This window comes from Burkholderia alba, from assembly GCF_034721475.1.
In the GTDB taxonomy this organism is placed as follows: domain Bacteria; phylum Pseudomonadota; class Gammaproteobacteria; order Burkholderiales; family Burkholderiaceae; genus Burkholderia; species Burkholderia alba.
Window position 1 is genome coordinate 87,401 of the sequence record NZ_JAWJWL010000012.1, and the last position, 24,889, is coordinate 112,289.

The following is a 24,889-nucleotide window of genomic DNA, read 5'->3' on the forward strand; positions in this document are numbered from 1 at the left end:
GTCGCAGGTTGTAAGGCAGAATCCATCGTCATCCTCAGAGGAAACCATGAGTGCAATCGTAGATATCATCGGCCGCGAGATTCTGGATTCGCGCGGTAACCCCACCGTCGAATGCGACGTGCTGCTCGAATCGGGCACGATGGGCCGCGCGGCGGTGCCGTCGGGCGCGTCCACCGGTTCGCGCGAAGCGATCGAGCTGCGCGACGGCGAAGCCGGCCGTTACGGCGGCAAGGGCGTGCTGAAGGCGGTCGAGCATATCAACACCGAAATCTCCGAAGCGATCATGGGCCTCGACGCGTCGGAACAGGCGTTTCTCGACAAGACGCTGCTCGAACTCGACGGCACGGACAACAAGTCGCGTCTCGGCGCGAACGCGATGCTGGCCGTTTCGATGGCGGTCGCGAAGGCGGCCGCCGAGGAAGCCGGCCTGCCGCTGTACCGCTACTTCGGCGGCTCGGGCGCGATGCAGCTGCCGGTGCCGATGATGAACATCGTCAACGGCGGCGCGCACGCGAACAACAGCCTGGATATCCAGGAATTCATGATCGTGCCGGTGAGCCAGCCGACCTTCCGCGAAGCGCTGCGTTGCGGCGCGGAAGTCTTCCACGCGCTGAAGAAGATCCTGTCGGATCGCGGCATGAGCACGGCGGTAGGCGATGAAGGCGGCTTCGCGCCGAACTTCGGCAGCAACGACGAGTGTCTGTCGACGATCCTGCAGGCGATCGAGAAGGCCGGCTACCGTGCCGGCGAAGACGTGCTGCTCGCGCTCGACTGCGCGGCGTCGGAGTTCTACCACGACGGCAAGTACCAACTGGCGGGCGAAGGCCTGCAGCTCTCGTCGGCGGAATTCACCGACTACCTCGCTACGCTGGCCGACAAGTTCCCGATCGTGTCGATCGAGGACGGCATGCACGAAAGCGACTGGGCCGGCTGGAAGCTGTTGACCGAGCGCCTCGGCAAGAAGGTGCAGCTGGTGGGCGACGACCTGTTCGTGACGAACACGCGCATCCTGAAGGAAGGCATCGACAAGGGCATCGCGAACTCGATCCTCATCAAGATCAACCAGATCGGTACGCTGACCGAAACGTTCGCGGCGATCGAGATGGCCAAGCGCGCGGGCTACACGGCAGTGATCTCGCACCGCTCGGGTGAAACCGAAGATTCGACGATTGCCGATATCGCGGTCGGCCTGAATGCCGGCCAGATCAAGACGGGTTCGCTGTCGCGCAGCGACCGCATCTCGAAGTACAACCAACTGTTGCGCATCGAGGAAGATCTCGGCGATATCGCCAGCTACCCGGGCAAGTCGGCGTTCTACAACCTGCGCTAACGCGTTACTATCGGTCTTTGTCATCCGTGACGCCGCTCCGCGAGATTCGCAGAGCGGCGCTTCTTATATCTGCGACTCATTCATGCGGCTTGTTACCGTCGTCCTGATCGCCTTGCTGGTGTTGATTCAGTACCCCCTGTGGTGGGGGCATGGCGGCTGGCTGCGAGTCCACGAATTGCGGCAGCAGCTTGACGATCAGTTGCAGAAGAACGCCGACGGGAAGCTGCGCAACGAGCGTATCGCCGGCGAAGTGCAGGATCTCCAGAGCGGCACGGCGGCGATCGAGGAGCGCGCGCGTTACGAGATGGGGATGGTCAAGGACGGCGAAGTGTTCGTGCAATTCGTCTCGCCGAATTCACCTGCGCCGGCGGCAAACGGTACGCCCGCGGCTGTCACGTCTACCCGCGGCGATGTATCGGCGGCGCCCGTTCGGGTGGTGCCGAACCCCGTGTCGCGGGCAAAATCCGAGAAGCGGCACCCCGACAAGACGGCGGCGAAACCCGCTCATCATTGATCGCATGCGTGCCTCGTCATCGTCTCCGGGCAGGAAGCGGATGGTTCGGATCACATGATAAAAAAGCGCGGCCTGTGAAGTCCGCGCTTTTTTGTTTCCCGATGGTTTTTAATCGGAGTGAATCGAGTGGTTTACCACCACCAGCCGGGGTAGCCGTAGCTGAACCCGGTATTCCAGCCGTTGCCCCAGCCTCCGCCGTAGTAGCCGCCGTAATAGGTGATGGGCGGCGGCGCGGAATAGCTCCAGGCGCGCGCGGCCGCTTCGGCGGCGATCGCCTGATTCTGTTCCGACAGAACCTGCCGATCGATCGTGTCGTAGCGCTTGCGCTCGTCCGGCGTCAGCGTGTGCACCGGGCCGGCCGCGCCGGGCTGGTTGTCGGGCAGGCGACTCAGGATCGTCGCCGACGGTTCGACCGCGCAGCCGGCAAGCGCGAACGTACCCGCGAGAACCGCCGCGAACGGGGCGGTGCGAAAAAAGAACGATTTCATTTCTGGTCCTCCAACGACATCCTGGTGCATCGATCCGGCCGGACCGGAATGGTTGCGCGCGCGGGGCGCGCGCAACGCTCAGTGCCGTTGATCGGCGGCGGGGGAAATGCCCGTGCCGAGCGCGGCCGTCGCGAACAGTTGCGCGACATCGACCGGATCGAATTCGTAACGCTGATTGCAGAATTCGCAGTGAATTTCGACATGACCGCGCTCCTCGATCACGCCGTCGACTTCCTCGCGCCCGAGCATGCGCAGCATCGCCCCGACCTTCTCGCGCGAGCAGGTGCACTGGAAGCGCGTCGCAGTCGGTTCGAAGTGCTGCACGTTCTCCTGCCAGAACAGACGCCGGAACACGGTCTCGGGTTCCACTTCCAGCAATTCTTTTGCCGACAGCGTGCCGCCGAGCGTACAGACCCGCTCCCAGGTATCCGCATCGGTTTCGCCTGCGCGCGGCACGATGCCGCCGTCGCCCGGCAACTTCTGCAGCAGCATGCCGACCGCGCGATCGTGATCGGCGGCGAGCCACAGCCGGGTGTCGAGCTGCTCGGAATGGTGCATGTACTGTTCGAGCACTTGCGCGATCGATTCGAGCGGACCCTGTTCGCCGTTGAGCGGCACGATGCCCTGGTACGGCTGCTGCCCGGGTAGCTTGTCGGACGGGTCGAGGGTGATCACGCAGCGGCCGTGGCCGCTCGCGTTGATCAGCTCTGCGAAGGTCATGTCGTCGCCGATCGTCTGCGCGACGTCGCCCGAGAACTTGGCGGTCGCGCGCATCGACAGATCTGAACCGCACTGCACGACCAGCATCTTGACCGGGCCGTCACCGAAGATCTGCATGATGAGCGTGCCGTTGAACTTCAGGTTCGCGGACAGCAACGCGCAAGCCGCCATCATTTCGCCGAGCATCGTGCGAACCGGGGCCGGATAGTCGCGGCGCGTCAGGACTTCCTGCCACGTGTTGCGCAGCGAAACGATTTCGCCTCGCACAGGGGCCGCGCTGAACATGAATTTCTGTAACTGGTCGCTCACTCTTTTTCCTCGATAGTCGGACAATCCGTGCGTTGCGTCGGCTCAACCGATCCGCACGAGCTGCTCCTTGAAATAGGCACGCCGTTCGGCGTAGTTGCGGGTGTTCGCATGCATGCGCGCGATGTCCTCGTCGGACAGCGTGCGCACGACCCTGGCGGGCGCCCCGAGAATCAGCGAATTGTCGGGGAAAGTCTTGCCCTCCGTGATCACCGCGCCGGCGCCAACCAGACAGTTGCGGCCGATAACCGCCCGATTCAAGACCACCGCCTGGATCCCGATCAGCGAACCTTCGCCGATCGTGCAGCCGTGCAGCATCGCCTGATGGCCGATCGTGACGTTCGGTGCGATCGTGAGCGGGCAGCCCGGATCGGTGTGCAACACCGCGCCTTCCTGCACGTTGCTGCCCGCGCCGACCGTGATCGGTTCGTTGTCGCCGCGGATCGTCGCGCCGAACCAGACACTGGCGTTTTCCTCCAGTACGACCTTGCCGATGATCGCGGCGGTGTCCGCGACGAACACGCTTTCGTGAATGGTCGGGGCAGTGTCGCCGAGCTTGTAGATGGTCACGAAGTCTCCCTTGGGTCTGGTATGGGGCGCCGGTACAATGGCGCGGATTGCATGGCCGCGCGTGCGTCGCGGCCTGACCGTCTATTGTAAAGGGTTGCGCGCGGGGCTTCCCCGTGTGCTCCAATGCCGGCTCTCCATGTCTGACCCGAATTCCCCTCCCGAATCCGCGCGCTGTGTACGCCGCGAAGCCCTCGCGGCGCTGGGCGAAGCCGATCCGGTACGCAAGCGCGAGCAGGTGCGCGCGCTGCATGCCGATTGGCTCGCGGGCCGCGCGGTTGTCGAACCGGCGCACGTTCTGGCCGAGCCGCCCGGTCTGCCGGGGCGGCCCGCACGGCCCGAACTCGTCGAACCGCGCAGGCTCCAGCGGCGCAGCATGCGCTCGGAGGCGGGGCGGGCGGTACTGCTGCACGCGCTGGCGCACATCGAGTTCAACGCGATCAACTTGGCGCTCGATGCCGTTTGGCGCTTTGCCGGGATGCCTGTCGCGTTCTATGCGGACTGGCTTCAAGTGGCGGCGGAGGAGGCGCACCACCATGCGCTGCTGGTCGCGCGCCTCGACGAATTCGGACACGCATACGGCGATTTTCCCGCTCACGACGGCTTGTGGGAGATGTGTGAGCGCACATCCGTCGACGTGCTCGCCCGGATGGCGCTCGTCCCGCGCACGCTGGAGGCACGCGGACTCGATGCATCGCCGCCGATTCGCGCGCGGCTCGCCCAGGCGGGGGACCCGGCGTCGGCCGAGATTCTTGACGTGATCCTGCGCGACGAGATCGGGCACGTACTGATCGGCAATCGGTGGTTCCGGTATCTGTGCGCGCAGACCGGCGCCGATCCGCACACCACCTATCTTCGGTTGGCGGACCAGTATCACGCGCCGCGCCTGCGCGGCCCGTTCAATTTCGAGGCCCGACGCGAGGCGGGCTTCGATGCGGTCGAGTTGGAAGCGCTGTGGCTCCAGGAGCAGCAGGAGCGCGAGCCGCCGACGGGCGAAGCCGGCAACTGGACGGCTGACGAATCCTTGCCGCCGGGTGGCCGAGCCGAAAGCCGCCAGCGATCGACGGGCAGGATGTAAGGGGTCGAATCCCGCGCGATTCGACTGCCGGGTTGTGGCCATAGAGAAGTGCCTCGATACGCCCATCCGCCGGACGGCGCCCCTGCACGCCGGCTCATCGCCCGATATAATCGAACGACCATTCTTTTTTGAGTTGCCGCGATGAACCGCACCGATTCCATTTCCGATTTCGTCGCCGTGCGTGGCGTCAAACTGCACGTGCGGCGCTGGGGGCGGCCCGATGCACCGACGCTCTATATGCTGCACGGCTGGATGGATGTCGCGGCGTCGTTTCAGTTCGTCGTCGATGCGCTCGCCGGCGACTGGCAGGTGCTCGCGCCCGACGCGCGCGGTTTTGGGCTGTCCGATTGGCCGGTGGCGGCGCAGGGCGGCGGCCATTACTGGTTTCAGGAATACCTGTCCGATCTGGACGCGCTGATCGATCACTACACGCCCGACGGCGAAGTGAATCTGGTCGGGCACAGCATGGGGGCGAACGTCGTGTGCCTGTATGCGGGGGTGCGGCCCGAGCGGGTGCGCCGGGTGGTCGACCTGGAGGGCTTCGGTCTCGCGCCGGCGCGCGCCGAGCAGGCGCCGAAGCGCTTGCGGGCATGGCTGGACGACTTGCGCACGCCGCCGACGCTGAAACCCTACGCGTCGCTGGACGAGGTTGCCGCGAGGCTGACCCGCACCAATCCGCGCCTCGATCCGCGCCGCGCTGCATTTCTGGCGGAGCACTGGTCGGCGCGCGACGACGACGGCCGCTATCGCCTGCTCGCCGACCCCGCGCACAAGCAGCTCGGGCCGACGCTGTACCGTCTCGATGAAGTGATGGCGATCTGGACGAAGGTGCGCGCGAAGGTACTGCACGTCGAGGCCGTCAATTCGCCGACGCTCGCGATGCTCGCGGGCGCGATTCCGCTGCCGGAATTCAAGGCGCGTTTCGGCGCGTTTCCGGACTGGCGCGAGAAGCTCGTCGAAGACGCGGGCCACATGGTGCATCACGATCAGCCCGAGCAGATCGCCGCGCTGATCGAAGCTTTCTGCGCGTAATACGCGGCGTGCGGGATACGACGAGGGAGGCGGCGAATTTGTCGCATTGCAGTAGAATGAGCAGGATTCTCCGATCCCGATGATGAACGCCGATCTCCACTGCCATTCCAACGTTTCCGACGGTCAGCTGTCGCCCGCCGAAGTCGCGCGCCGCGCGCAGGCGGGCGGCGTCACGCTGTGGGCGCTGACCGACCACGACGAGGTGAGCGGCCAGCGCGAAGCGCGCGAAGCTGCCGAGGCGCTCGGCATGCGCTATCTGAGCGGGGTCGAGATTTCGGTCACGTGGGCGGCGCGCACGGTGCACATCGTCGGTCTGCATGTCGATGAGTCGAGCCCGGCGCTGGTCGACGGCCTGTACCGTACGCGTCACGGACGCGCGGCGCGCGCGGTCGCGATCGGCGAGCAACTGGAGACGCTCGGCATTGCCGGCGCGTACGAAGGCGCGCTCAAGTACGTATCGAATCCCGACCTGATTTCGCGCACGCATTTCGCGCGCTTCCTGGTCGAGAAGGGCTATGCCGCTTCGACGGCCGACGTGTTCGACCGCTATCTCGGCGACGGCAAGCCGGGTTACGTGCCGCACCGCTGGGCGAAGCTCGCCGATGCGGTGTCGTGGATCAAGGCCGCGGGCGGCGAGGCGATCGTCGCGCACCCCGGCCGCTATGCGTTCACGCCGATCGAGTTCGACGCGTTCTTCGCCGAGTTCATCGATCTCGGCGGCAAGGCGATCGAAGTGGTGACGGGCAGCCACACGCCCGATCAGTACCGCGAATACGCGGACGTGGCCCGGCGCTTCGGCTTCGAGGCGTCGCGCGGCTCGGATTTTCACGGGCCGGGCGAAGGCCGTATCGAACTCGGCAGCCTGCCGCCGCTGCCGTCCGATCTCACGCCTGTCTGGGAACGCTGGCTGTAGCGCCGCGTCGGCGGCGCGCTCCGGCTCCGCCCAGAGAATGGCGGGGCGTTTGTCTACCCATTCCTATCGTCCCCCATGTCCCAGTTCTTCAGGATTCATCCGGATAATCCACAGCCGCGCCTGATCAAGCAGGCCGTGGAGATCATCCGCCAGGGCGGCGTGATCGCGCTGCCGACCGATTCCAGCTACGCGCTCGCCTGCCATCTCGACGACAAGGACGCGGTCGAACGCGTGCGCCGGATCCGTCAGCTCGACGACAAGCAGCATCTGTCGCTGCTGGTGCGCGATCTGTCCGAACTGGCCAATTTCGCGATGGTCGACAACCGCCAGTACCGGCTGATCAAGTCGGTGACGCCCGGTCCTTATGTGTTCGTGCTGCAGGCGACCAAGGAAGTGCCGCGTCGGTTGTCGCACCCGTCGCGCAAGACGATCGGGCTGCGCGTGCCGGATCATGCGATCACGCTCGCGCTGCTCGAATCGCTCGGCCAGCCGCTGCTCGGTACGACGCTGATCCTGCCGCCCGACACCGACCCGCTGAACGACCCCGACGAAATCCGCGAGCGACTCGAGAAGCAGCTGGATCTCGTGATCGACGGCGGCGCGTGTCCGCGCGAGCCGTCGACCGTCATCGACCTCACCGGCGATGCGCCGCAGCTCGTTCGGGCAGGGCGCGGCGCGCTCGAGCCGTTCGGTCTGACGGCGGACGCCTGACCCTCCGATGCCGAACCGTTCCGGTTCGGTCCGATCCCGCTTGTTACAATAGCGTGCTATGGATGCTTCCCTGATACAAACGATCGCCGTCTACGCGCTGCCCGTGATCTTCGCCATCACGCTGCACGAAGCCGCCCACGGCTACGCCGCCCGCCTGCTCGGCGACAATACCGCCTACGTGATGGGCCGGGTGTCCTTCAATCCGATGCGCCACATCGATCCGATCGGCACGATCGCGATTCCGCTCGTGCTGTATTTCCTGACGAGCGGCGCGTTCCTGTTCGGCTACGCGAAGCCGGTGCCGGTGTCGTTCGGCAACCTGCGCAATCCCCGCTGGGGCAGCCTGTGGGTGTCGCTCGCGGGGCCCGGCTGCAACTTCGTGCAGGCGCTGCTGTGGGGCTTCGTCCGCATCGGGCTGTCCGCCGCCGCGATCGACGAGCCGTTCTTCACACGAATGGCCGCGGCCGGCGTCGGCGTGAATCTGGTGCTCGGCGTGCTGAATCTGTTTCCGCTGCCGCCGCTCGACGGCGGACGCATCCTGACCGCGCTGCTGCCGACGAAGCAATCGATCCTGTTGTCGCGGATCGAGCCGTACGGCTTCTTCATCGTGCTCGCGCTGGTCGCGACGGGCCTGCTGACGAAATTCTGGCTGCGCCCGCTCGTCGGCGTCGGGTACGACATCGTGACGGCCATCCTGACTCCCTTCGCCTCGCTTTTCTAACGACAATCATGTTCCCAGACCGTATTTTTTCCGGCATGCGACCTACCGGGTCGCTCCACCTCGGCCACTACCACGGCGTGCTGAAGAACTGGGTGAAGCTGCAGTCCGAATACCCGTGCTTCTTTTGCGTGGTCGATTGGCATGCGTTGACGACGCACTACGAAACGCCCGAAGTGATCGAGAAGAACGTCTGGGATGTGCTGATCGACTGGCTCGCGTCGGGCATCGATCCGTCGCAGGCGACGCTGTTCATCCAGAGCAAGGTGCCCGAGCACGCGGAGTTGGCGTTGCTGCTCGGCATGAGCACGCCGCTCGGTTGGCTCGAACGGGTGCCGACCTACAAGGAGCAGATGGAGAAGCTGAAGGACAAGGATCTGTCGACCTACGGCTTTCTCGGCTACCCGGTGCTGATGGCGGCCGACATCCTGCTGTACCGCGGCTCGCTCGTGCCGGTCGGCGAAGACCAGGTGCCGCACGTCGAGATGACGCGCGAGATCGCGCGCCGCTTCAACTATCTGTACGGTCGCGAGCCGGGCTTCGAGGAGAAGGCGCTCGAGGCTGCCAAGAAGCTCGGCGGCAAGCGCGCGAAGCTCTATCGAGAGCTGCGCAATGCCTACCAGCAGGAGGGCGACGACGAGGCGCTCGAACAGGCGCGCGCGATGCTCCAGGAGTCGCAGAGCCTGTCGATGAGCGATCGCGAGCGCCTGTTCGGCTATCTCGAGGGCGCGCGCAAGATCATTCTCGTCGAACCGCAGGCGCTGCTGACCGAGGCATCGCGGATGCCCGGCCTCGACGGCCAGAAGATGTCGAAATCTTACGGCAACACGATCGGCCTGCGCGAGGACGCGGAGACGATCTCGAAAAAGGTCCGCACGATGCCGACCGATCCCGCGCGCGTGCGCCGCACCGATCCGGGCGATCCGGACAAGTGCCCGGTGTGGCAGCTGCATCAGGTCTACACCGACGCGCCGACGCACGACTGGGTCCAGCGCGGCTGCCGGTCGGCGGGCATCGGCTGTCTCGACTGCAAGCAGCCGGTGATCGAAGGGATTCTGCGCGAGCAGCAGCCGATGCTCGAGCGCGCGCAGAAATACATGGACGATCCGTCGCTGTTGCGCGCGATCGTTGCCGACGGCTGCGACAAGGCGCGCAAGCACGCGACCGAGACGATGCGCGACGTGCGCGAGGCGATGGGCCTCTCGTACAGCTGAACCGATGCCGCCGAGCGCTTCCGTGCCGGGCGACGCACATGGGCTGACGGCCGAGCCGTCGAGCTGGGTGCGCGCTTGGTCGCATCTCGTGCCTGCGGGCGGTGCGGTGCTGGATGTGGCTGCCGGCCATGGCCGGCATGCGCGCTGGTTCGCCGGGCGCGGCCATCCGGTGCAGGCGCTCGAGCGCGATCCGGCGGCGCTGGCGTCGCTGGCCGCGGTGCCGGGTGTCGCGGCGCTCGCCGCCGATCTGGAGGACGCGCCGTGGCCGCTCGCGGACAGCGCACGTTTCGCCGGGGTGGTGGTGACGAACTATCTGCATCGTCCGTTGCTGCCGCGGCTGGTCGCCGCGCTGGCGCCGGGCGGCGTGCTGCTGTACGAAACCTTCGCGCGCGGCAACGAAACGGTCGGCAAGCCGTCTAATCCCGCGTTCCTGCTCGCGCCGGGCGAATTGCTGGACGCGGTGCGCGGGCAATTGCGCGTGGTCGCGTTCGAGGAGGGTTTCCTGCCGGCGCCGCGCGCGGCGTTCGTGCAAAGAATTTGCGCGGTGCGTGAGTGCACTGCACAAGAAGGGGCGGGATTTCCGCGTTACGGACTGACTGCCTAATCCGCTACAATCGACGTTTACTGGTTTAAATTCATTGCGTTTCATGGCTAACGGCACTCAAGGCGGTATTCAAATCCGCGGCAGCATCCCCGCGATCGTCACCCCGATGCTCGAAGACGGCAGCCTCGATCTGCCGGCCTTTCGCAAACTGATCGACTGGCATATCGAAGAGGGGACGGATGCCCTCGTCGTGGTCGGCACGAGCGGCGAATCGGCGACGGTTTCGGTCGAAGAACACATCCTGATGATCAAGACCGCGGTCGACCACGCCGCGAAGCGCATCCCGATCATCGCGGGCGCGGGCGGCAACTCCACCGCGGAAGCGATCGAGCTGTCGAAACAGGCGAAGGCGGTCGGCGCCGATGCGACGCTGCAGGTCGTGCCGTACTACAACAAGCCGACCCAGGAAGGCATGTACCGTCACTTCAAGGCGATCGCCGAAGCGGTCGACCTGCCGGTGATCCTGTACAACGTGCCCGGCCGGACGGTCGCGGACATGTCGAACGAAACGATCCTGCGGCTCGCCGATGTCCCGGGCATCGTGGGCGTGAAGGAAGCGACCGGCAACATCGATCGTGCCGCCCAGTTGATCAAGGCCGCGCCGAAGCATTTCGCGATCTACAGCGGCGACGATCCGACCGCGATCGCGCTGATGCTGCTCGGCGGCCACGGCAACATCTCGGTGACGGCGAACGTCGCGCCGCGCGCGATGAGCGAGCTGTGCCGCGCGGCGCTTGCCGCCGACGCGAAGACGGCCCGCGAGATCCATCTGAAGCTGCTGTCGCTGCACAAGAATCTGTTCATCGAGGCGAATCCGATCCCGGTGAAGTGGGCGCTGCAGGAAATGGGCAGGATTCAGGGCGGCATCCGACTGCCGCTGACGCCGCTCGACGCGCGCTGCCACGAGGCCGTGCGTAGCGCGCTGCGCGAATCCGGCATCCTGAACTGATCCGGACGCGGCCGCCCTCGGGCGGCCGCACTGGTATTGCACCGATTAATTTCGACACTGACCCGGCGATCTTCCGGCGTCGCTCATGACACGCGTTCTAGCAAGACGAAGGACTTCATGAAACATTCCGCCTTTTCCTCTCGCGCCATTCAGGTTTCGATCGTGGCGCTTGCGCTGGGCGCGCTCGCCGGCTGCGACACGCTGAACGACTATCTCGCCCCCGATCGGGTCAATTACCGTTCGACCGGCTCGGCTCCGCCGCTCGCAGTGCCGCAGGATCTGACGGCCGTGCCGCTCAGCCCCGGCTATGTCGCGCCGCCGACGAACTCCGGCCTCGGCACCGCCCCCGTGCGCGCCGTGACCGCCGCGGGCAATGCGACGGAAGGCCAGCCGAGCGCGCAGGATCCCTACGGGATGCATATCGAGCGCGACGGCGATCACCGCTGGCTCGTCGTCGACGGCCGCACGCCCGAACAGCTGTGGCCGCAGCTGAAGGAATTCTGGCAGGACAACGGGTTCTCGCTGAAGACCGATGCGCCGTCAACCGGCATCATGACGACCGACTGGGCCGAGAACCGTGCGAACATCCCGGACGACTGGTTCCGCCGCACGATCGGCAAGGTGATCGACTTCGCGTACTCGTCGGGTACGCGCGACCGGTTCCGCACGCTCGTGACGCGCACCTCGGACGGCAACACCGACATCTCGATCACGCACAGCGCGATGGAAGAAATGATGACGGGCGCGCAGGGCGGCACGTCGTCGCGCTGGGAAGAGCGGCCGCGCAATCCGGTGCTCGAGGCGGTATTTCTCGCGAAGCTGATGGAGAAGTTCGGGCTGACCGATGCACAGGCGAAGCAGTTGCTCGCCGACGCGCGTCCGGCGACGGCGCCCGCAACGGTCGTCGACACGAACTCGGGCGCGGCGACGCTCGATCTGTCCGAGTCGTTCGATCGCGCGTGGCTGCGCGTCGGTCTCGCGCTCGACCGCACCAACTTCACGGTCGACAACCGCGACCGGGAAAAAGGCCTCTACTACGTGCGCTACGCCAATTCGATGGAAGAGCTGAAGCGCGACGGCCTGTTCGGCAAGCTGTTCTACGGCGGCCCGACGGCGGCGAAGCCGGGCAAGGAATTCCTCGTCAACGTGCGTCCTCAGGGCGATGCGAAGACGCAGGTGGCGGTCGTCGATGCGAGCGGGCAGGTCGACAACTCGTCCGATGCGCAGCGCATCATTTCGCTGCTTCACGCGCAGCTGAACTGAGCGGTGCGATTCACCAGCCTGGGCAGCGGCAGTGAGGGGAATGCGTTGGTCGTCGAAGCCTCCGACGGCACCACGACCACGCGCGTCCTGCTCGACTGCGGCTTCTCGGCGAAAGAGATCGAGCGGCGGCTGGCGCGTGTCGATCTGCGCGTCGACCAGCTCGACGCGATCCTCATCACCCACGAACACAGCGACCACATCGGTAGCGCGCTGACGCTCGCGCGTCGCGCATCGCTGCCGCTGTACATGAGCTGGGGTACGGCGCGCGCAGTGGGCGCCGATACCGCCGACGTCGATCTCCACGTGTTGTGGGGCGACGAAGCGGCGCCGCTCGGCGATCTCTGCCTGCAGCCCTATACCGTGCCTCATGACGCGCGTGAGCCGCTTCAGTTCGTCTTTACGGATGGTGCGCGCCGCTTAGGGATCCTGACGGACGTCGGCGTCGCCACGCCGCATATCTGTGCAATGCTGAGCGGATGCGACGGGCTCGTACTCGAATCCAATCACGATGTCGCGATGCTGGCCGGGGGGCGTTATCCGCCGTCGCTGAAGGCGCGGATCGGGGGCAACCACGGCCACTTGAGCAACGACGCCGCGGCGGGCATCCTCGCGTCGCTCGACCGCAGTCGGTTGCGGCACCTGGTAGCGGCCCACCTGAGCCACCAGAACAACCTCCCCGAGCTTGCACAGGCCGCGCTGGCCCAGGTGCTGGGCGCGCGCCCGCAGGAAGTGCGGGTGGCGTCGCAGGACGAGGGCTTCGGCTGGCTCAGCCTGCTCTAGGCTTTCGATCGTTGACGCGCGTCCATGACGAATCCGCGCGCGCATAAAAAAACCGGCCCGAAGGCCGGTTTTTTTTCAGCTGATGCTGACGACTTACTGGCTTGCGCCCGAAGCCGGAGCAGCCGTCGCTGCCGAAGCAGCCGACGCCACAGCAGCAGCTGCATCGCTCGCAGCAGCAGTCACGCTCGATGCTGCGTCCGTAGCTGCAGCAGCAGCCGTCGAAGCAGCCGAAGCAGCGGCAGCCGAAGCGTCGCTAGCAGCCGAAGCAGCTTGATCAGCGCTCTTGTTGCAAGCAGCCAGAGCAACAGCAGCCAACAGGGAAGCTACGAGGAGGGATTTCTTCATGATCACGTCCTTTTATGGTTAAAGGTAAGCAACAGCGCGAAACAATACCGGTAATGTGCTCCAACACCGACCTGGGCCGCTGGTGGAGATGCACTTCAAGAGCGTGAATCTTCCCTACGGCTTGGGCGGAAATTATATGCACTTTCCTATCGACCGTCGACAAATCCGGGGTCAATACGTTGTCTTTCCCATACAAATTGTGTCTTGCAGGGACATACAGGCCAAGCAACTTTACTCCAGCTCACCCACCCGTATCCAGCCCGCACGATACCACTCGTGCAATAACGCTGTCATTGAAGGGTCGCGGGAGAGTGTTACAAAGCGTTTCGCCTCCATCCGGCGTGTATTGGCCAGCTCCGGCAGCCATTTTGAGGCAGTTCCAAGCGGATTTTCCTCGCCGTTGATGAAGTACGAGCGCGCGTTATACAACAATGCGGCCTTTCTGTCGAGCCGGACGCCGCGTCGGGCCGCCTGGGCGGTAAAAGAGGCCTCGCCCAGTTGCCGGACAGGGGGCTCGAACACGACGTTCGATTTGGGTTCGCTCAGATAGCAACCGAGGAATTCACCGATGTCGCGTTCGGTCCATTTGATGCTGTTGACGATCGCGGCGACACGCTCGACCATCGCGGGCGGCAGTTGGGCCGGGGTCGCGACCGCGGGCTGCGCGGGATCGCGATACAGCGCATCGCTGCGCGCGCCTGCACGCAGGCTGCCGCGTTCCGCCAGATGGTAGAGAAACTGCGCGCTCAACTCCCCGGCGGACGGCGCCCGGAAGCCGATCGAGCAGGTCATGCATTCGCCTTCGGCAATCCCGTCGTGCGCGATGTGCGGCGGGAGGTATAGCATGTCGCCCGGTTCCAGCACCCATTCGTCGGTCGGCTCGAAGTGTTCGAGGATCTTGAGCGGGACGCCTTGCTGCAGCGACAGGTCGCGCTGGGCGCCGATGCGCCAGCGTCGCTTGCCGTGCACCTGCAGAAGGAACACGTCGTAGGAATCGAAATGCGGCCCGACGCCGCCTCCGTCCGTCGCATACGAAATCATCAGATCGTCGAGACGGGCGTCGGGGATGAAGCGAAAGCGCTCAAGCAGTGCACGTGCGCGGTCGTTATGCAGATCGAGGCCCTGGATCAGCAGCGTCCATTCGCGGCGCTTGACGGACGGTAGCTGGTCGAGTTCGAAGGGACCGTGTTCCAGTTGCCATCTGTTACGAAAATGCGTGATGAGGCGCGCCTCGGCGTCGTAGTCGCCGGCCAGTTCGAACAGTTCGTCGCGCGACAGCGGCGCGCGGATGCCGGGCACGGCCTGGCGGATGAGCAACGGTTTTTTTTGCCAATACCGGCGCATGAATTGCGCGGGTGTGAGTTGACCGAGCAGCGCCGTCGGCAACTCGGGCAGCGGCGCGCCGGAATCGTCGCGGACAGGGCCGGACGGTTCGGCTGGGGACCGTTTGAGCATCGTATAATGAGATTTGTAATTGGGAGAATTGGATGAAAATCGCAAAAAACACTGTGGTCTCGGTCACTTACAAGCTGTCGGACTCACAGGGCAATCTGATCGAGGAAAGCGACGAGCCGATGGTTTATCTGCACGGCGGCTATGATGGCACGTTCCCCAAGATCGAGGAACAGCTCGACGGCCATGAGCCGGGCTTCGAGACGCAGGTTCAGCTCGAACCGCAGGACGCCTTCGGCGATTACGATCCGGAGCTGGTGAAGATCGAGCCGCGCGACCGCTTTCCGGAGCCGCTCGAAGTCGGCATGCAGTTCGAAGGCACGCCGGAAGACGGCGACGAGGAAATGGATTCGCTGATCTACACGGTGACCGACGTGGCGGAAGACAAGGTCGTGCTCGACGGCAATCATCCGCTGGCCGGCATGGCGCTGCGCTTCGCGCTGACCGTCAAGGACGTGCGCGAGGCGACGGAAGACGAGATCGAGCACGAGCATGCGCATGGTGCGGAAGGTCTCGAGATCGTCGACGAAGACGATGAAGAAGGCGAAGCAGGGGACGACCGCAACTCAGGGCGCACTCTGCACTGAACCCGACGAGGCGGCGCCCGGCATGGAGTCGGGCACGCGATAGTCGTGATCGTGATGATCGTAACCGGGCGGCACCGCGCCGCTCGCGCCGGAGTCGGGCAGATCCGGCCAGGACGGGATTTCCGGCATCGGCGGCAGCGGCGTATCGTCGCGCGGCGTGACGGGCAGGGCGGGCGGCTGAGGCAGATGCTTCGGCACCTCTTGCAAGCTGATGCTGAACATCGGCTGGCGCGCCGGATTGACGCCGATCCTCAGCCATTGGGCGAGTCTCTGATGCGGCGCAACAACCACCCGGGTCAGATTGCCCACCAGATCCCCCTTGTCGTTGTGCAGCGGCCGGTCGATCCGGAACCCGTCGGGCAGCGCATCGCTGCCCGCATGCACGACGAGAATCGAGCCGCGGAAAATCGTCGAGGCCTTGACCAGCGAGCGTTTCATTTCCCGAAAGCCGTCCCGTGTGCGCGGCCGGTTGAAGCGCAGCCACGCAAAACGGTCGGATCGCTCGTAACGCTCGAATTGCGGATCGCCTTCGAGGAGGATCACGAGCGCGCGCGCGTCGCGGCGTTTCGCATACTCGGCCGCATGGTCGATCCAGAAAGCGTTGGCGATCACGCGGTCTTCGAACTCGCCGTTGCGACCGCCCGCGGTCAGGTAGCGGTTGTTCGGCGCAGGAGCGTTGAGACCGATGAAGACCGTGTCGCCCTGCACCCAGCGGACGTTCTCCCGATAGGGCCGAAAGCGCGGAACCTCGCTCTCGCGGGTCAGTTGCAGCGGCGTCTGGCCGAACGACGTGGGATCGGAGAGCAGATCCTGCCGCAGGAAGTCGAGCCGCTCGACAGGGTCGTAGCCACCGAGCGACGGTGCGCCGCAGATCGCCCAGTCGGACTGCCCGGGGAGAAACACGAGCGGTGCGCGCGATGCGTTGAGCAGCGCCATCCGCTGCTCGTACAGCGAGTCGCGACAGGGCTCGCGCGGGCCTTTCAGGTTGCCGTCATAGACGATGAACGACACCGTGCGATCGCGGCCGATCGCATCGAACAGGCGTTGTGCGGGGGCCTCGTCCGCGGGGGCTTCCATGACGCCGGTGAGGACTGCGAACGAGTAAGGCGCGGTGCCGCGCGAATCCGGCGCGGCAACGGCGTGGCCCGCCATCGCGGCCGCGAGCAACGCGGCGAGCGCGTGCGTGCGCAGCCTGCCGCGCGGCGGCCGGCGGCCGTCAGCCCTTTGCATCCGTTCCGCCTGCCCGGGCGAGCGCGTGCAGCTCATAGAGCAAGTCGAGCGCATCGCGGGGCTTCAGATCGTCCGGGTCGAGTTCGAGCAGGCGCTCGAGCGCAGGATGCGGCGCCGCGGCGGCCGGGGGCTCGTCGGCGTCGTCGTCCGTGTCGCCGTGCGCCGGCGGCGCGGCGAACAGGTCGAGCTGCGGCGTGACCTGCGCGGCGGACTGCTGTTCGAGATAGGCGAGATGCTTGCGGGCGGCGCGGATCACCGGTGTCGGCACGCCGGCCAGCTGGGCGACCTGCAGGCCGTAGCTCTGATTCGCCGGCCCTTCGTCGACCGCGTGCAGGAACACGATGCCATGACCGTGTTCGACGGCGGACAGGTGGACGTTGGCCGCGTGCGGAAACTCCGTGGGCAGTTGCGTCAGCTCGAAGTAGTGGGTCGCGAACAACGTGTAGCACGCGTTGTGCGACAGCAGGTGGCGTGCGATGGCCCAGGCGAGCGCGAGGCCGTCGAAGGTCGACGTGCCCCGGCCGATTTCGTCCATCAGCACGAGGCTTTGCGGCGTCGCGTCGTTGAGGATCGCGGCGGCTTCGGTCATCTCGACCATGAAGGTCGAGCGGCCGCCGGCGAGATCGTCCGCGGCGCCGATCCGCGTGAAGATGCGGTCGATCGGGCCGAAGCGGGCCGCTTTCGCCGGGACGTAGCTGCCGACGTAGGCCATCAGCGCGATCAGCGCCGTTTGACGCATGAATGTCGACTTACCGCCCATGTTCGGGCCGGTGATCAGCAGCAGCTTGCGCTCGGGGTTCAGCCGGCAGTCGTTCGCGATGAACTGTTCGACCTGTGCTTCGACGACCGGATGGCGGCCCTGTTCGATCTCGATGCCGATCTCGTCGGAGAACTCGGGGGCGACCCAGTCGAGCGCGCGGGCGCGTTCGGCGAAGGCCGCCAGCAGATCCAGCTCCGCCAGGCCGCCCGCGACGCGCTGGCATTCGGCGATGAACGGCAGCAGCGCCTGCAGCACGCCGTCGTATAGCGCGCGTTCGCGCGCGAGCGCGCGCTCCTGCGCGGACAGCGCCTTGTCCTCGAAGGTCTTCAGCTCGGGCGTGATGTAGCGCTCGGCGTTCTTCAGGGTCTGGCGGCGGCGGTAGTCGTCCGGCACCTTGTCGGTCTGGCCGCGCGTGACCTCGATATAGAAACCGTGGACCTTGTTGTATTCGACGCGCAGATTCGCGATGCCGGTGCGCGCGCGTTCGCGCGATTCGAGATCGATCAGGAACTGGCCGCAGTTCTCCGAGATGTCGCGTAGCTCGTCGAGATCGGCATCGTAGCCGCGCGCGATCACGCCGCCGTCGCGAACCATGGCGGCGGGTTCGGCGGCGATTGCGTGGGTCAGCAGATCCAGGCATTCGGCGGGCGGTTCGAGCGCCGCTTCGAGACGGCCGAGCGCGGCCGCGTTCGGCGCGATCTCGGCGACGCGCCGGCGCAGCGCCGGCAGCGCGGCGAAGGTGTCGCGCAGGCTGGACAGGTCGCGCGGACGGGCCGACAGCAGCGCCAGGCGGCCGGTGATCCGCTCGACATCGGAAATCTGCCGCAGCGCGGCGCGCAGGGGATCGAGGCCCGTGTGCGCGGGCGCGTCGAGCAGCGCGCCGATCGCCTGCTGGCGCGTGCGCGCGGCGACCGACGCGCGCGGCGGATGATGCAGCCAGTGGCGCAGCAGCCGGCTGCCCATCGTCGTGCAGCAGGTGTCGAGCAGGGAGTAGAGCGTGGGCGACTCGGTGCCGCGCAGCGTTTCCGTGAGCTCCAGGTTGCGCCGCGTCGACGGATCGAGCCCGATATATTCGGATTCGTTCTCGACCTTGAGGCTGCGCACGTGGCGCAATTGCTGGCCCTGCGTCGCGGCCGCATAGAGCAGCAAGGCGCCCGCGGCGCCGCACGCGCTCGTGAGCGAATGCGCGCCGAAGCCGTCGAGGCCCGCGACGTCGAGCTGGTCGCACAGGCGCTGGGTGCCCGAGGCGATGTCGAAGTGCCAGGCCGGTACGCGCGTCATGGCGCCCGCGCCGGCGGGTACGGCCCCGACATCGGCGTCGGCCGCCAGGATCTCGGCCGGACGGATTCGCTCGAGCGCCGCGCCCAACTGGTCGGGCGCGAGTTCCGCGAGCCGCAGCGCGCCGCTGGCGAGGTTGAGCCACGCGAGCCCCAGATTCGCGGGGACGCCGCGCTTGTTATGGCCGACGCACAGCGCGAGCAGGTAGACGTCGTTCTTGTCGGAGAGCAGCGCGGCGTCGGTGAGCGTACCCGGCGTGACGACGCGGACGACTTTGCGTTCGACCGGGCCTTTCGACGTGGCCGGGTCGCCGATCTGTTCGCACAGCGCGACCGATTCGCCGAATTTCACGAGCTTCGCGAGATATTGCTCGACCGCGTGGTGCGGGACGCCCGCCATCTTGATCGGCGTGCCGGCCGACGCCCCGCGCTGCGTGAGCGTCAGGTCGAGCAGGCGCGCGGCTTTTTCCGCGTCGTCGTAGAACAGTTCGTAGAAATCGCCCATCCGGTAGAAGACGAGCGTGTCGGGGTGGTCGGCCTTGATGCGCAGGTACTGCTGCATCATCGGCGTGTGGTTCGCGAGCGAGGCGGCTGTTTCGGCGGGTGCTGCTGTCTGAATGCTCATCTTGAAAATGATTGGATGCGTATACGAAATTGAGTGTGAGTTTACCTTGTTGGGAGACGGGCAGGAGTTGGCTAAATGGCTAATTGGGGCGGGAGAGGGAGTGCCGGGGGAATCCTGGATGCCGATTGGACTGCCTAGGGGAGTTTGCCTGGTTGCGCGCGTGGGTGAGCGGGTCGTCGGCCCACATGTTCGTCGGGCGGCGGAAAGGCTCTCCCCGTTAAGTGCAAGGCGATTGCCTCACGCGACGCTCGCGTCCGCGTGTTCTGGCGGGCGGTGCTGGGCAGGCGAGACTACACCGCAATTCGAGCCGCGATCGGATCAGCGTCGCGTGTTCTGCGGATCCACGTGGACGTCGTGCCGATCCCACACTTAGCCACGACGGAACAGGCGTCGATCGTGCGTGAGCGGATCACTTCCGCCGGGATAGTCGGGCCCTTCCGACCATCCGATTCGCGAATCGGTGCGGGGTGGTCATGCGAACCGTCCGTGAAAGATTCAACGTCGAGTGTCGACGTATTTCGGGAGCGAATCTCGATCGCCGAACCGCATTGGGACGCGATTCTCGGCTTCTACATAATCCGGGTTACCGATCGAAAGCGGATCGTTTGCTACGTGGACGTGCTCGGGACTCGAAAATGATATTCATCCGGAAAATACATTCACAATGCCGGGCACTGTTCGTGGTTGCTTGTTTAATTGGTAATGATATTGAAATTTATTTTGCTTGTGTGATTTGTCGGTAATTTAATTTTAATTAATAAAAAAATGATATTTGATTGATCTTGATATTTGAATTTGACGTTCTACGATTCATTGCGTGTTCCGGAGTGATTGCTTGGTTGGGTGTTGATATGTTGGCGTCGATTATTAATTGTCATTTATTGACTGTCAATATGTTGGGCGAGAGACACGAATAAGGCTGCGTCTTTTGCGGGCCATAACGATTTCTACCAGATGTGAGAAGAGAAAATTCCGGAGGGGAAATGAAAGCGAACATCCGTTTCAAGGCGGTGCTCGGCTTGTATGTCGTCGGCGCCGCCTTCACCGGTTTGTGCACACCGGCCTATGCCTGGACCGATGGCAATCCAAGTGGTGCTAGCCAATGCGCGGCCGTGGATATCAACGATGCGGGTACTGTGATCGCGAACTGTGAGGTCAACAATACCGCCGTGACTTATGTCACCGTCGCCGGTACCGAGACACAGTTGTCCGCGCTGCCGTCAACCCCGGGCGGTGTGCCTTGCGCCAGTCAGGCGATCAACAATGCGGTCGCCGGAACAGAAACCATCATCGGCGCCTGTCAAGATGGGAACGAGGTCTGGCAAGCGGTATCGTGGGTGGCCGGCTCGCCCGCGTCGCCCAGGCAGTTGATGCCCTATCCAGGGACGCTTGGAATTTTGGACCCGGGGGTCCGGACGAGCGCGGCCGATGTCAACGCCCAAGGCATCACGGTGGGCGTCAGCGTGGACGGCAACGATATCGCGCTCCCGGTGTACTGGTCGGGAAGCGGTACGGCTACGCCGTTCAATACCGCTTTACTCGCCCCTCTAGCCAATTGCGCACCAGCCAGCATCAACGATGCCGCGACGCCGTCCGTGGTCGGGAACTGCCCCGCCGGCAGCAGCGGCAAGTCCGTGGCGGTGCTGTGGCCGACGCTGTCGTCCAGCTATGCGAGCTTGCCGGTTCCGAGCGGTGCGAGCTATTGCGCGGCCAGCCAGATCAATCTGAGCGGCCAGATTCTGGGCGAATGTATTTACGGGACCGATACGCGCCGCGCAGTGCAGTGGGGACCCGGTGGCACGGGCCCCGCAGTCTTGATGACCGTCAACGGTGGAACGATCTTGCATACGACCCGCATCGCCCAGAACGATTCGGGCGTCGTGGCCGTCAGCTTTCTGGCGGGCGGATCGCTGGCGGGGTTCTCGGAACCCGCTGTCTGGAATCCGGCCGGCGGCAATACGAATGCGAGCGGGCTGACGCTTCCGTCGGGCGCGATACATGGGGGCATCGGTGCGATCGGGAACAACGGAAAAATGGTAGGCAACTTTGAAACCTGGGCGGGTGATACGCATCCGATGCACGTCGAGTCCGGCAGTAGCACGGTCGTGGACGACGGCTCGCCGGAGGGTGGGCCCAATGCAGTCGTCACGGCGCTGTCCAAGTCGGGCACGAAGGAGGCGGGGGTCGGAGAGAGCGGTGCCGAAAATGCCCAGGCGATTTATCAATCCGTGCCTTAAGGATCAAGACGCTCCGTATCAGCGAGCGGCGTTCGTGCAGGACACCGCTCGCCGGGTCGAGGACGTCATGGGTCCAGTGGACCTGCGGCGGGAGAACAATCTAACCGCACCGGACGACACGTTCGTCGTTCAATAGGATTCACTATGGATCGCCTTCGTCTAATTTCGCAGGCCAGCGTTATGGCGGGCATCGTGTGTTATCCGCCGCGCGTTGCATCGTGATCAATCGATGTCGGCACCCAGGTCGGCTCAGGCTGCTCGGCGGCCGTGGTCGGCGACCATGAGCGGATCGTCGGAACTTGCCAGAACAGGGTCTGCCGGAACAGCCGCCGCGATCGGGCGGGTACCGAAGTCATCGCCTTCTACGAGGTTCCGCTCCGCTTCGGGAGGACGCCAAGGGAGAAGCTTATGAAATCCGTGTCGCTGGGCATATTGGTTTTCGCCGCACTTGCAACATCGATCTTCACTTCCAACGCGGGCGCCTACCCAATTAAAGGTGATTATGTGGCTGCTGCGGAAAGCTGGCAGCAATCCAATGCTTCGCTGGCGAAACGCATGATGGACGCGGACTACGAGGCGTGGCAGAGGAGTGAAAAGAGGCGGGCCGCCGGTTGTGTGCTGAGCTCCGCAGAAACAAAGGCGGCGTTCCAAGGTTTTCGGGAAAGTCAGGAAGCGCGATTTGGTATCGACGGGCTGATGGTGTTTTTCGACAGCATTCTCCGGAAGAAAACTGAATGCGCGGGATTTTTCTAACCATCATGCCGATCGGGAGCCTTGTCCCATACTCAATTTACCGAACCCATTTCCTGAATAAGGGGGAAATCATTCACTCAGTTCGGGATGCTTGATGCGGGTATGGCGACTAAGCGAAGTGAACATGTCCGCATAAGTGGCGGCATAGAAGCCTTGTCAGGAAAGATGCGGGTGCGGCAGCCCGAATGCTCATCTCGATGCAGGGGCGCAAGGAAGCAGTCGATCGATGAAGCCAGGGTTGCCGATACCGGAGGCAGGTCGGCGCGGGCGAATGGGGCTCAGCCGGGCTGATGTCGTGCAGCCGGTCGTCTTGCTCTGACGGAAACTGATCCGACGGCAGAATGTACGGGTCGTCGAATCAGTTCCGGCAGCTATCTCGTCGGCGCGAGCCCCGGACGGTACGACACGGCGGCAGGGCTGCGTTGAAGCCACGTCCCCGCGAAATCCCGGGGGGCGCCCTCAGGACGCGTGCGCCGACGCCAGACTGAGCGCCACCGCTTGCGCGACTTCGATGCCGTCGATGGCTGCCGAGTAGATGCCGCCCGCATATCCCGCGCCTTCGCCGGCCGGATACAGGCCTTCGACGTTCATGCTCTGATAATCGTCTTTGCGTCGAACCCGGATCGGCGACGAAGTGCGCGTCTCCACGCCGGTGAGCACGGCATCGTGCATCGCGAAGCCGGCGATCTTCTTGTCGATCTGGGGCAGGGCTTCGCGGATGGCCTCGATCACGTAGTCCGGGAGCGCGGTGCTGAGATCGGTCGGGCGCACGCCAGGCTTGTACGAGGGCTCCACGGAGCCGAGCGACGTCGACGGCCGGCCCGCGATGAAATCCCCGACCAGCTGGCCCGGCGCGCGGTAATCGCTGCCGCCGAGTTCGAATGCGCGCTCTTCCCACTTCCGCTGGAACGCGATGCCCGCCAGCGGACCGCCGGGATAGTCTTCCGGCGTGATGCCGACGACGATGCCCGCATTCGCGTTGCGTTCGGCCCGGGAATACTGGCTCATGCCATTGGTGACCACACGGCCCGGCTCGGAGGTCGCCGCGACCACCGTGCCGCCAGGACACATGCAAAAACTGTAGACGGCCCGCCCGTTACTGGCGTGGTGGACCACCTTGTAATCGGCCGCGCCGAGTTGCTTGTGGCCTGCAAACTTGCCGAAGCGGCTGCGATCGATCAACCCTTGCGGATGCTCGATGCGAAAACCCAGCGAAAACGGCTTGGCTTCGATGTACACGCCGCGATCGTTCAGCATCTGGAAGGTGTCGCGCGCGCTGTGGCCCACGGCCAGCACCACATGGTCGCACTGGAGCGTTTCCCCGTTCGACAGCTTGAGCGACCGTACCTTGCCCCGATCGATTTCGATGTCGTCGACCCGGGTTTCGAAGCGGACTTCGCCGCCCAGTTCATGAATGGTCGCGCGCATTTTTTCCACCATGCTGACGAGGCGGAACGTGCCGATGTGAGGCCGGCTCAGATACAGGATGTCTTCCGGTGCGCCCGCCTTGACGAATTCGTCCAGCACCTTGCGGCCATAGTGGTTGGGGTCCTTGATCTGGCTGTACAGCTTGCCGTCGGAAAACGTCCCGGCCCCGCCTTCCCCGAACTGCACGTTGGATTCCGGATTGAGTACGCCCTTGCGCCACAGGCCGAAGGTGTCCTTCGTCCGCTCACGCACGGCTTTGCCGCGCTCGAGGATGATGGGGCGGAATCCCATTTGCGCCAGGAGAAGCCCTGCGAAGAGGCCGCACGGCCCCATGCCAATGACAACCGGGCGCAGGGAGGCGATGTGCTCGGGGGCCTTCGCGACAAAGCGGTACGCCATGTCGGGCGTCAAGCTGCAATGCGGTTTGCCGGCGAGTTGGGCGAGCGCGGCCGCTTCGTCCTTGACTTCGACATCGACGATATACGTCAGCTTGATGTCGGAGCGCTTGCGTGCATCGTGCGCACGGCGGAACACGGTGTAACGGACGAGCCCGTCTTCCGCCACGCCAAGGTCCGCGAGGCGCGCGCGAATCGCGGCTTCGAGCGCGCTTTCGGGATGGTCGAGGGGGAGTTTAACTTCGCTTAACCGTAACATGAGTACTCGAATGCAGTCGCCACGGAACCGTGGCGGTGTTGATACAGTGGGGGTCGACATGCGGGTGGCGGTACTGTTCGCCCTGCGGGCATCTCGGATGCAAATCATTCGTCGCCGGAAAAGCTGCACGAGGCGCTGCGCACCGACCAGACCGGACCACTCGGGCGATTGCAGGGCCGAGCACGAAGCAACCCTCATGCGGGGAAGATTTCTCCGCTCTCGGGCAATCGGAAAGCGAAAAGCGCTCCGGCATGACCCTGCCGGCGGGTGATTTGCGCGCAAGCCACGCCATGCGGGCTTGGCCGCCCATGTCGCTCAAGCTGGCCAACATAGCACATCGATATCCATGCCCAC

Annotated in this window: 23 protein-coding genes; 15 read left to right on the forward strand and 8 right to left on the reverse strand. The window is 64.9% G+C overall.

The genetic code is table 11. From position 1 onward, the window contains the following. Positions 1–46 precede the first annotated feature (46 nt). The gene (gene eno, locus RZR99_RS15565) at positions 47–1,330 is read left to right on the forward strand and encodes a phosphopyruvate hydratase (RefSeq protein ID WP_323120675.1); all 1,284 of its coding nucleotides are present in this window, start codon (positions 47–49) and stop codon (positions 1,328–1,330) included. 82 nt (positions 1,331–1,412) lie between these two features. Further along, entirely contained in the window at positions 1,413–1,844 is a 432-nt protein-coding gene (gene ftsB, locus RZR99_RS15570) for a cell division protein FtsB (protein ID WP_323120676.1), read from the forward strand. Between the two features lie 131 nt (positions 1,845–1,975). On the opposite strand, the gene RZR99_RS15575 is transcribed toward ftsB, so the two are convergent. The 3 genes from RZR99_RS15575 to RZR99_RS15585 all read right to left on the reverse strand — a co-directional run bounded on the left by RZR99_RS15575 (position 1,976) and on the right by RZR99_RS15585 (position 3,928). Then, the gene (locus RZR99_RS15575) at positions 1,976–2,332 is read right to left on the reverse strand and encodes a hypothetical protein (RefSeq protein ID WP_323120677.1); all 357 of its coding nucleotides are present in this window, start codon (positions 2,330–2,332) and stop codon (positions 1,976–1,978) included. 78 nt (positions 2,333–2,410) lie between these two features. Beyond that, positions 2,411–3,361 carry an Hsp33 family molecular chaperone HslO gene (hslO, locus tag RZR99_RS15580; RefSeq protein ID WP_323120678.1) on the reverse strand — a complete coding sequence of 317 codons (951 nt, stop codon included), beginning with the start codon at positions 3,359–3,361 and terminating at the stop codon, positions 2,411–2,413. 42 nt (positions 3,362–3,403) lie between these two features. Further along, positions 3,404–3,928: a gamma carbonic anhydrase family protein gene (locus RZR99_RS15585; protein WP_323120679.1), complete on the reverse strand. Its 525-nt coding sequence runs from the start codon at positions 3,926–3,928 to the stop codon at positions 3,404–3,406. 136 nt (positions 3,929–4,064) lie between these two features. Between RZR99_RS15585 and RZR99_RS15590 the strand changes: the two genes are divergently transcribed. The 10 genes from RZR99_RS15590 (at position 4,065) to RZR99_RS15635 (ending at position 13,187) form a co-directional block, all read left to right on the forward strand. Continuing rightward, complete coding sequence (locus tag RZR99_RS15590) at positions 4,065–5,003, forward strand: ferritin-like domain-containing protein (protein ID WP_323120776.1); 939 nt, start codon at positions 4,065–4,067, stop codon at positions 5,001–5,003. A gap of 141 nt (positions 5,004–5,144) precedes the next feature. Continuing rightward, on the forward strand, positions 5,145–6,035 hold the full coding sequence (locus RZR99_RS15595; protein ID WP_323120680.1) for an alpha/beta fold hydrolase: 891 nt from the start codon (positions 5,145–5,147) through the stop codon (positions 6,033–6,035). A gap of 82 nt (positions 6,036–6,117) precedes the next feature. Next, positions 6,118–6,948, forward strand: a complete 831-nt coding sequence (locus RZR99_RS15600; RefSeq protein ID WP_323120777.1) for a 3',5'-nucleoside bisphosphate phosphatase — start codon at positions 6,118–6,120, stop codon at positions 6,946–6,948. Between the two features lie 75 nt (positions 6,949–7,023). Next, a complete protein-coding gene (locus RZR99_RS15605) occupies positions 7,024–7,659 on the forward strand; it encodes an L-threonylcarbamoyladenylate synthase (protein ID WP_323120681.1) in 636 nt (211 codons plus the stop codon). 58 nt (positions 7,660–7,717) lie between these two features. Beyond that, positions 7,718–8,380, forward strand: a complete 663-nt coding sequence (locus tag RZR99_RS15610) for a site-2 protease family protein (RefSeq protein WP_323120682.1) — start codon at positions 7,718–7,720, stop codon at positions 8,378–8,380. Positions 8,381–8,388: 8 nt separating this feature from the next. Beyond that, positions 8,389–9,591, forward strand: a complete 1,203-nt coding sequence (locus tag RZR99_RS15615; RefSeq protein ID WP_323120683.1) for a tryptophan--tRNA ligase — start codon at positions 8,389–8,391, stop codon at positions 9,589–9,591. Between the two features lie 4 nt (positions 9,592–9,595). Continuing rightward, positions 9,596–10,195 (forward strand): class I SAM-dependent methyltransferase, encoded by a 600-nt coding sequence (locus RZR99_RS15620; protein ID WP_323120684.1) that lies wholly within the window; start codon positions 9,596–9,598, stop codon positions 10,193–10,195. A gap of 43 nt (positions 10,196–10,238) precedes the next feature. Next, the gene (dapA, locus tag RZR99_RS15625; RefSeq protein WP_323120685.1) at positions 10,239–11,144 is read left to right on the forward strand and encodes a 4-hydroxy-tetrahydrodipicolinate synthase; all 906 of its coding nucleotides are present in this window, start codon (positions 10,239–10,241) and stop codon (positions 11,142–11,144) included. A gap of 117 nt (positions 11,145–11,261) precedes the next feature. Continuing rightward, positions 11,262–12,407, forward strand: coding sequence for an outer membrane protein assembly factor BamC (gene bamC / locus RZR99_RS15630; protein WP_323120686.1), 1,146 nt, complete (start codon positions 11,262–11,264; stop codon positions 12,405–12,407). Between the two features lie 3 nt (positions 12,408–12,410). Next, positions 12,411–13,187, forward strand: coding sequence for an MBL fold metallo-hydrolase (locus tag RZR99_RS15635; protein WP_323120687.1), 777 nt, complete (start codon positions 12,411–12,413; stop codon positions 13,185–13,187). Positions 13,188–13,461: 274 nt separating this feature from the next. Here the strand turns inward: RZR99_RS15635 and RZR99_RS15640 are convergent, their stop codons facing one another. Together RZR99_RS15640 and RZR99_RS15645 are read right to left on the reverse strand one after the other, a co-directional pair. Continuing rightward, positions 13,462–13,707 carry a hypothetical protein gene (locus RZR99_RS15640; protein ID WP_323120778.1) on the reverse strand — a complete coding sequence of 82 codons (246 nt, stop codon included), beginning with the start codon at positions 13,705–13,707 and terminating at the stop codon, positions 13,462–13,464. 56 nt (positions 13,708–13,763) lie between these two features. Then, positions 13,764–14,987, reverse strand: a complete 1,224-nt coding sequence (locus RZR99_RS15645; protein ID WP_323120688.1) for a cupin domain-containing protein — start codon at positions 14,985–14,987, stop codon at positions 13,764–13,766. A gap of 32 nt (positions 14,988–15,019) precedes the next feature. Here RZR99_RS15645 and RZR99_RS15650 point away from each other — a divergent pair, with 32 nt between their 5' ends. Then, complete coding sequence (locus tag RZR99_RS15650; RefSeq protein WP_323120689.1) at positions 15,020–15,571, forward strand: FKBP-type peptidyl-prolyl cis-trans isomerase; 552 nt, start codon at positions 15,020–15,022, stop codon at positions 15,569–15,571. Here the strand turns inward: RZR99_RS15650 and RZR99_RS15655 are convergent. Together RZR99_RS15655 and mutS are read right to left on the reverse strand one after the other, a co-directional pair. Further along, complete coding sequence (locus tag RZR99_RS15655) at positions 15,551–16,801, reverse strand: hypothetical protein (protein WP_323120690.1); 1,251 nt, start codon at positions 16,799–16,801, stop codon at positions 15,551–15,553. The genes RZR99_RS15650 and RZR99_RS15655 overlap by 21 nt on opposite strands. Next, positions 16,788–19,463, reverse strand: coding sequence for a DNA mismatch repair protein MutS (mutS, locus tag RZR99_RS15660; protein WP_323120691.1), 2,676 nt, complete (start codon positions 19,461–19,463; stop codon positions 16,788–16,790). The genes RZR99_RS15655 and mutS overlap by 14 nt, the downstream gene beginning before the upstream one ends. 983 nt (positions 19,464–20,446) lie before the next feature. On the opposite strand from mutS, the gene RZR99_RS15665 reads away from it, so the two are divergent. After that, positions 20,447–21,700 carry a hypothetical protein gene (locus tag RZR99_RS15665; protein WP_323120692.1) on the forward strand — a complete coding sequence of 418 codons (1,254 nt, stop codon included), beginning with the start codon at positions 20,447–20,449 and terminating at the stop codon, positions 21,698–21,700. A gap of 408 nt (positions 21,701–22,108) precedes the next feature. Then, positions 22,109–22,453 (forward strand): hypothetical protein, encoded by a 345-nt coding sequence (locus tag RZR99_RS15670; protein WP_323120693.1) that lies wholly within the window; start codon positions 22,109–22,111, stop codon positions 22,451–22,453. A 459-nt stretch (positions 22,454–22,912) separates the two neighbouring features. Here RZR99_RS15670 and RZR99_RS15675 read toward each other — a convergent pair whose 3' ends face one another. Then, the gene (locus tag RZR99_RS15675; RefSeq protein WP_323120694.1) at positions 22,913–24,535 is read right to left on the reverse strand and encodes an NAD(P)/FAD-dependent oxidoreductase; all 1,623 of its coding nucleotides are present in this window, start codon (positions 24,533–24,535) and stop codon (positions 22,913–22,915) included. Between the last annotated feature and the right edge of the window lie 354 nt (positions 24,536–24,889).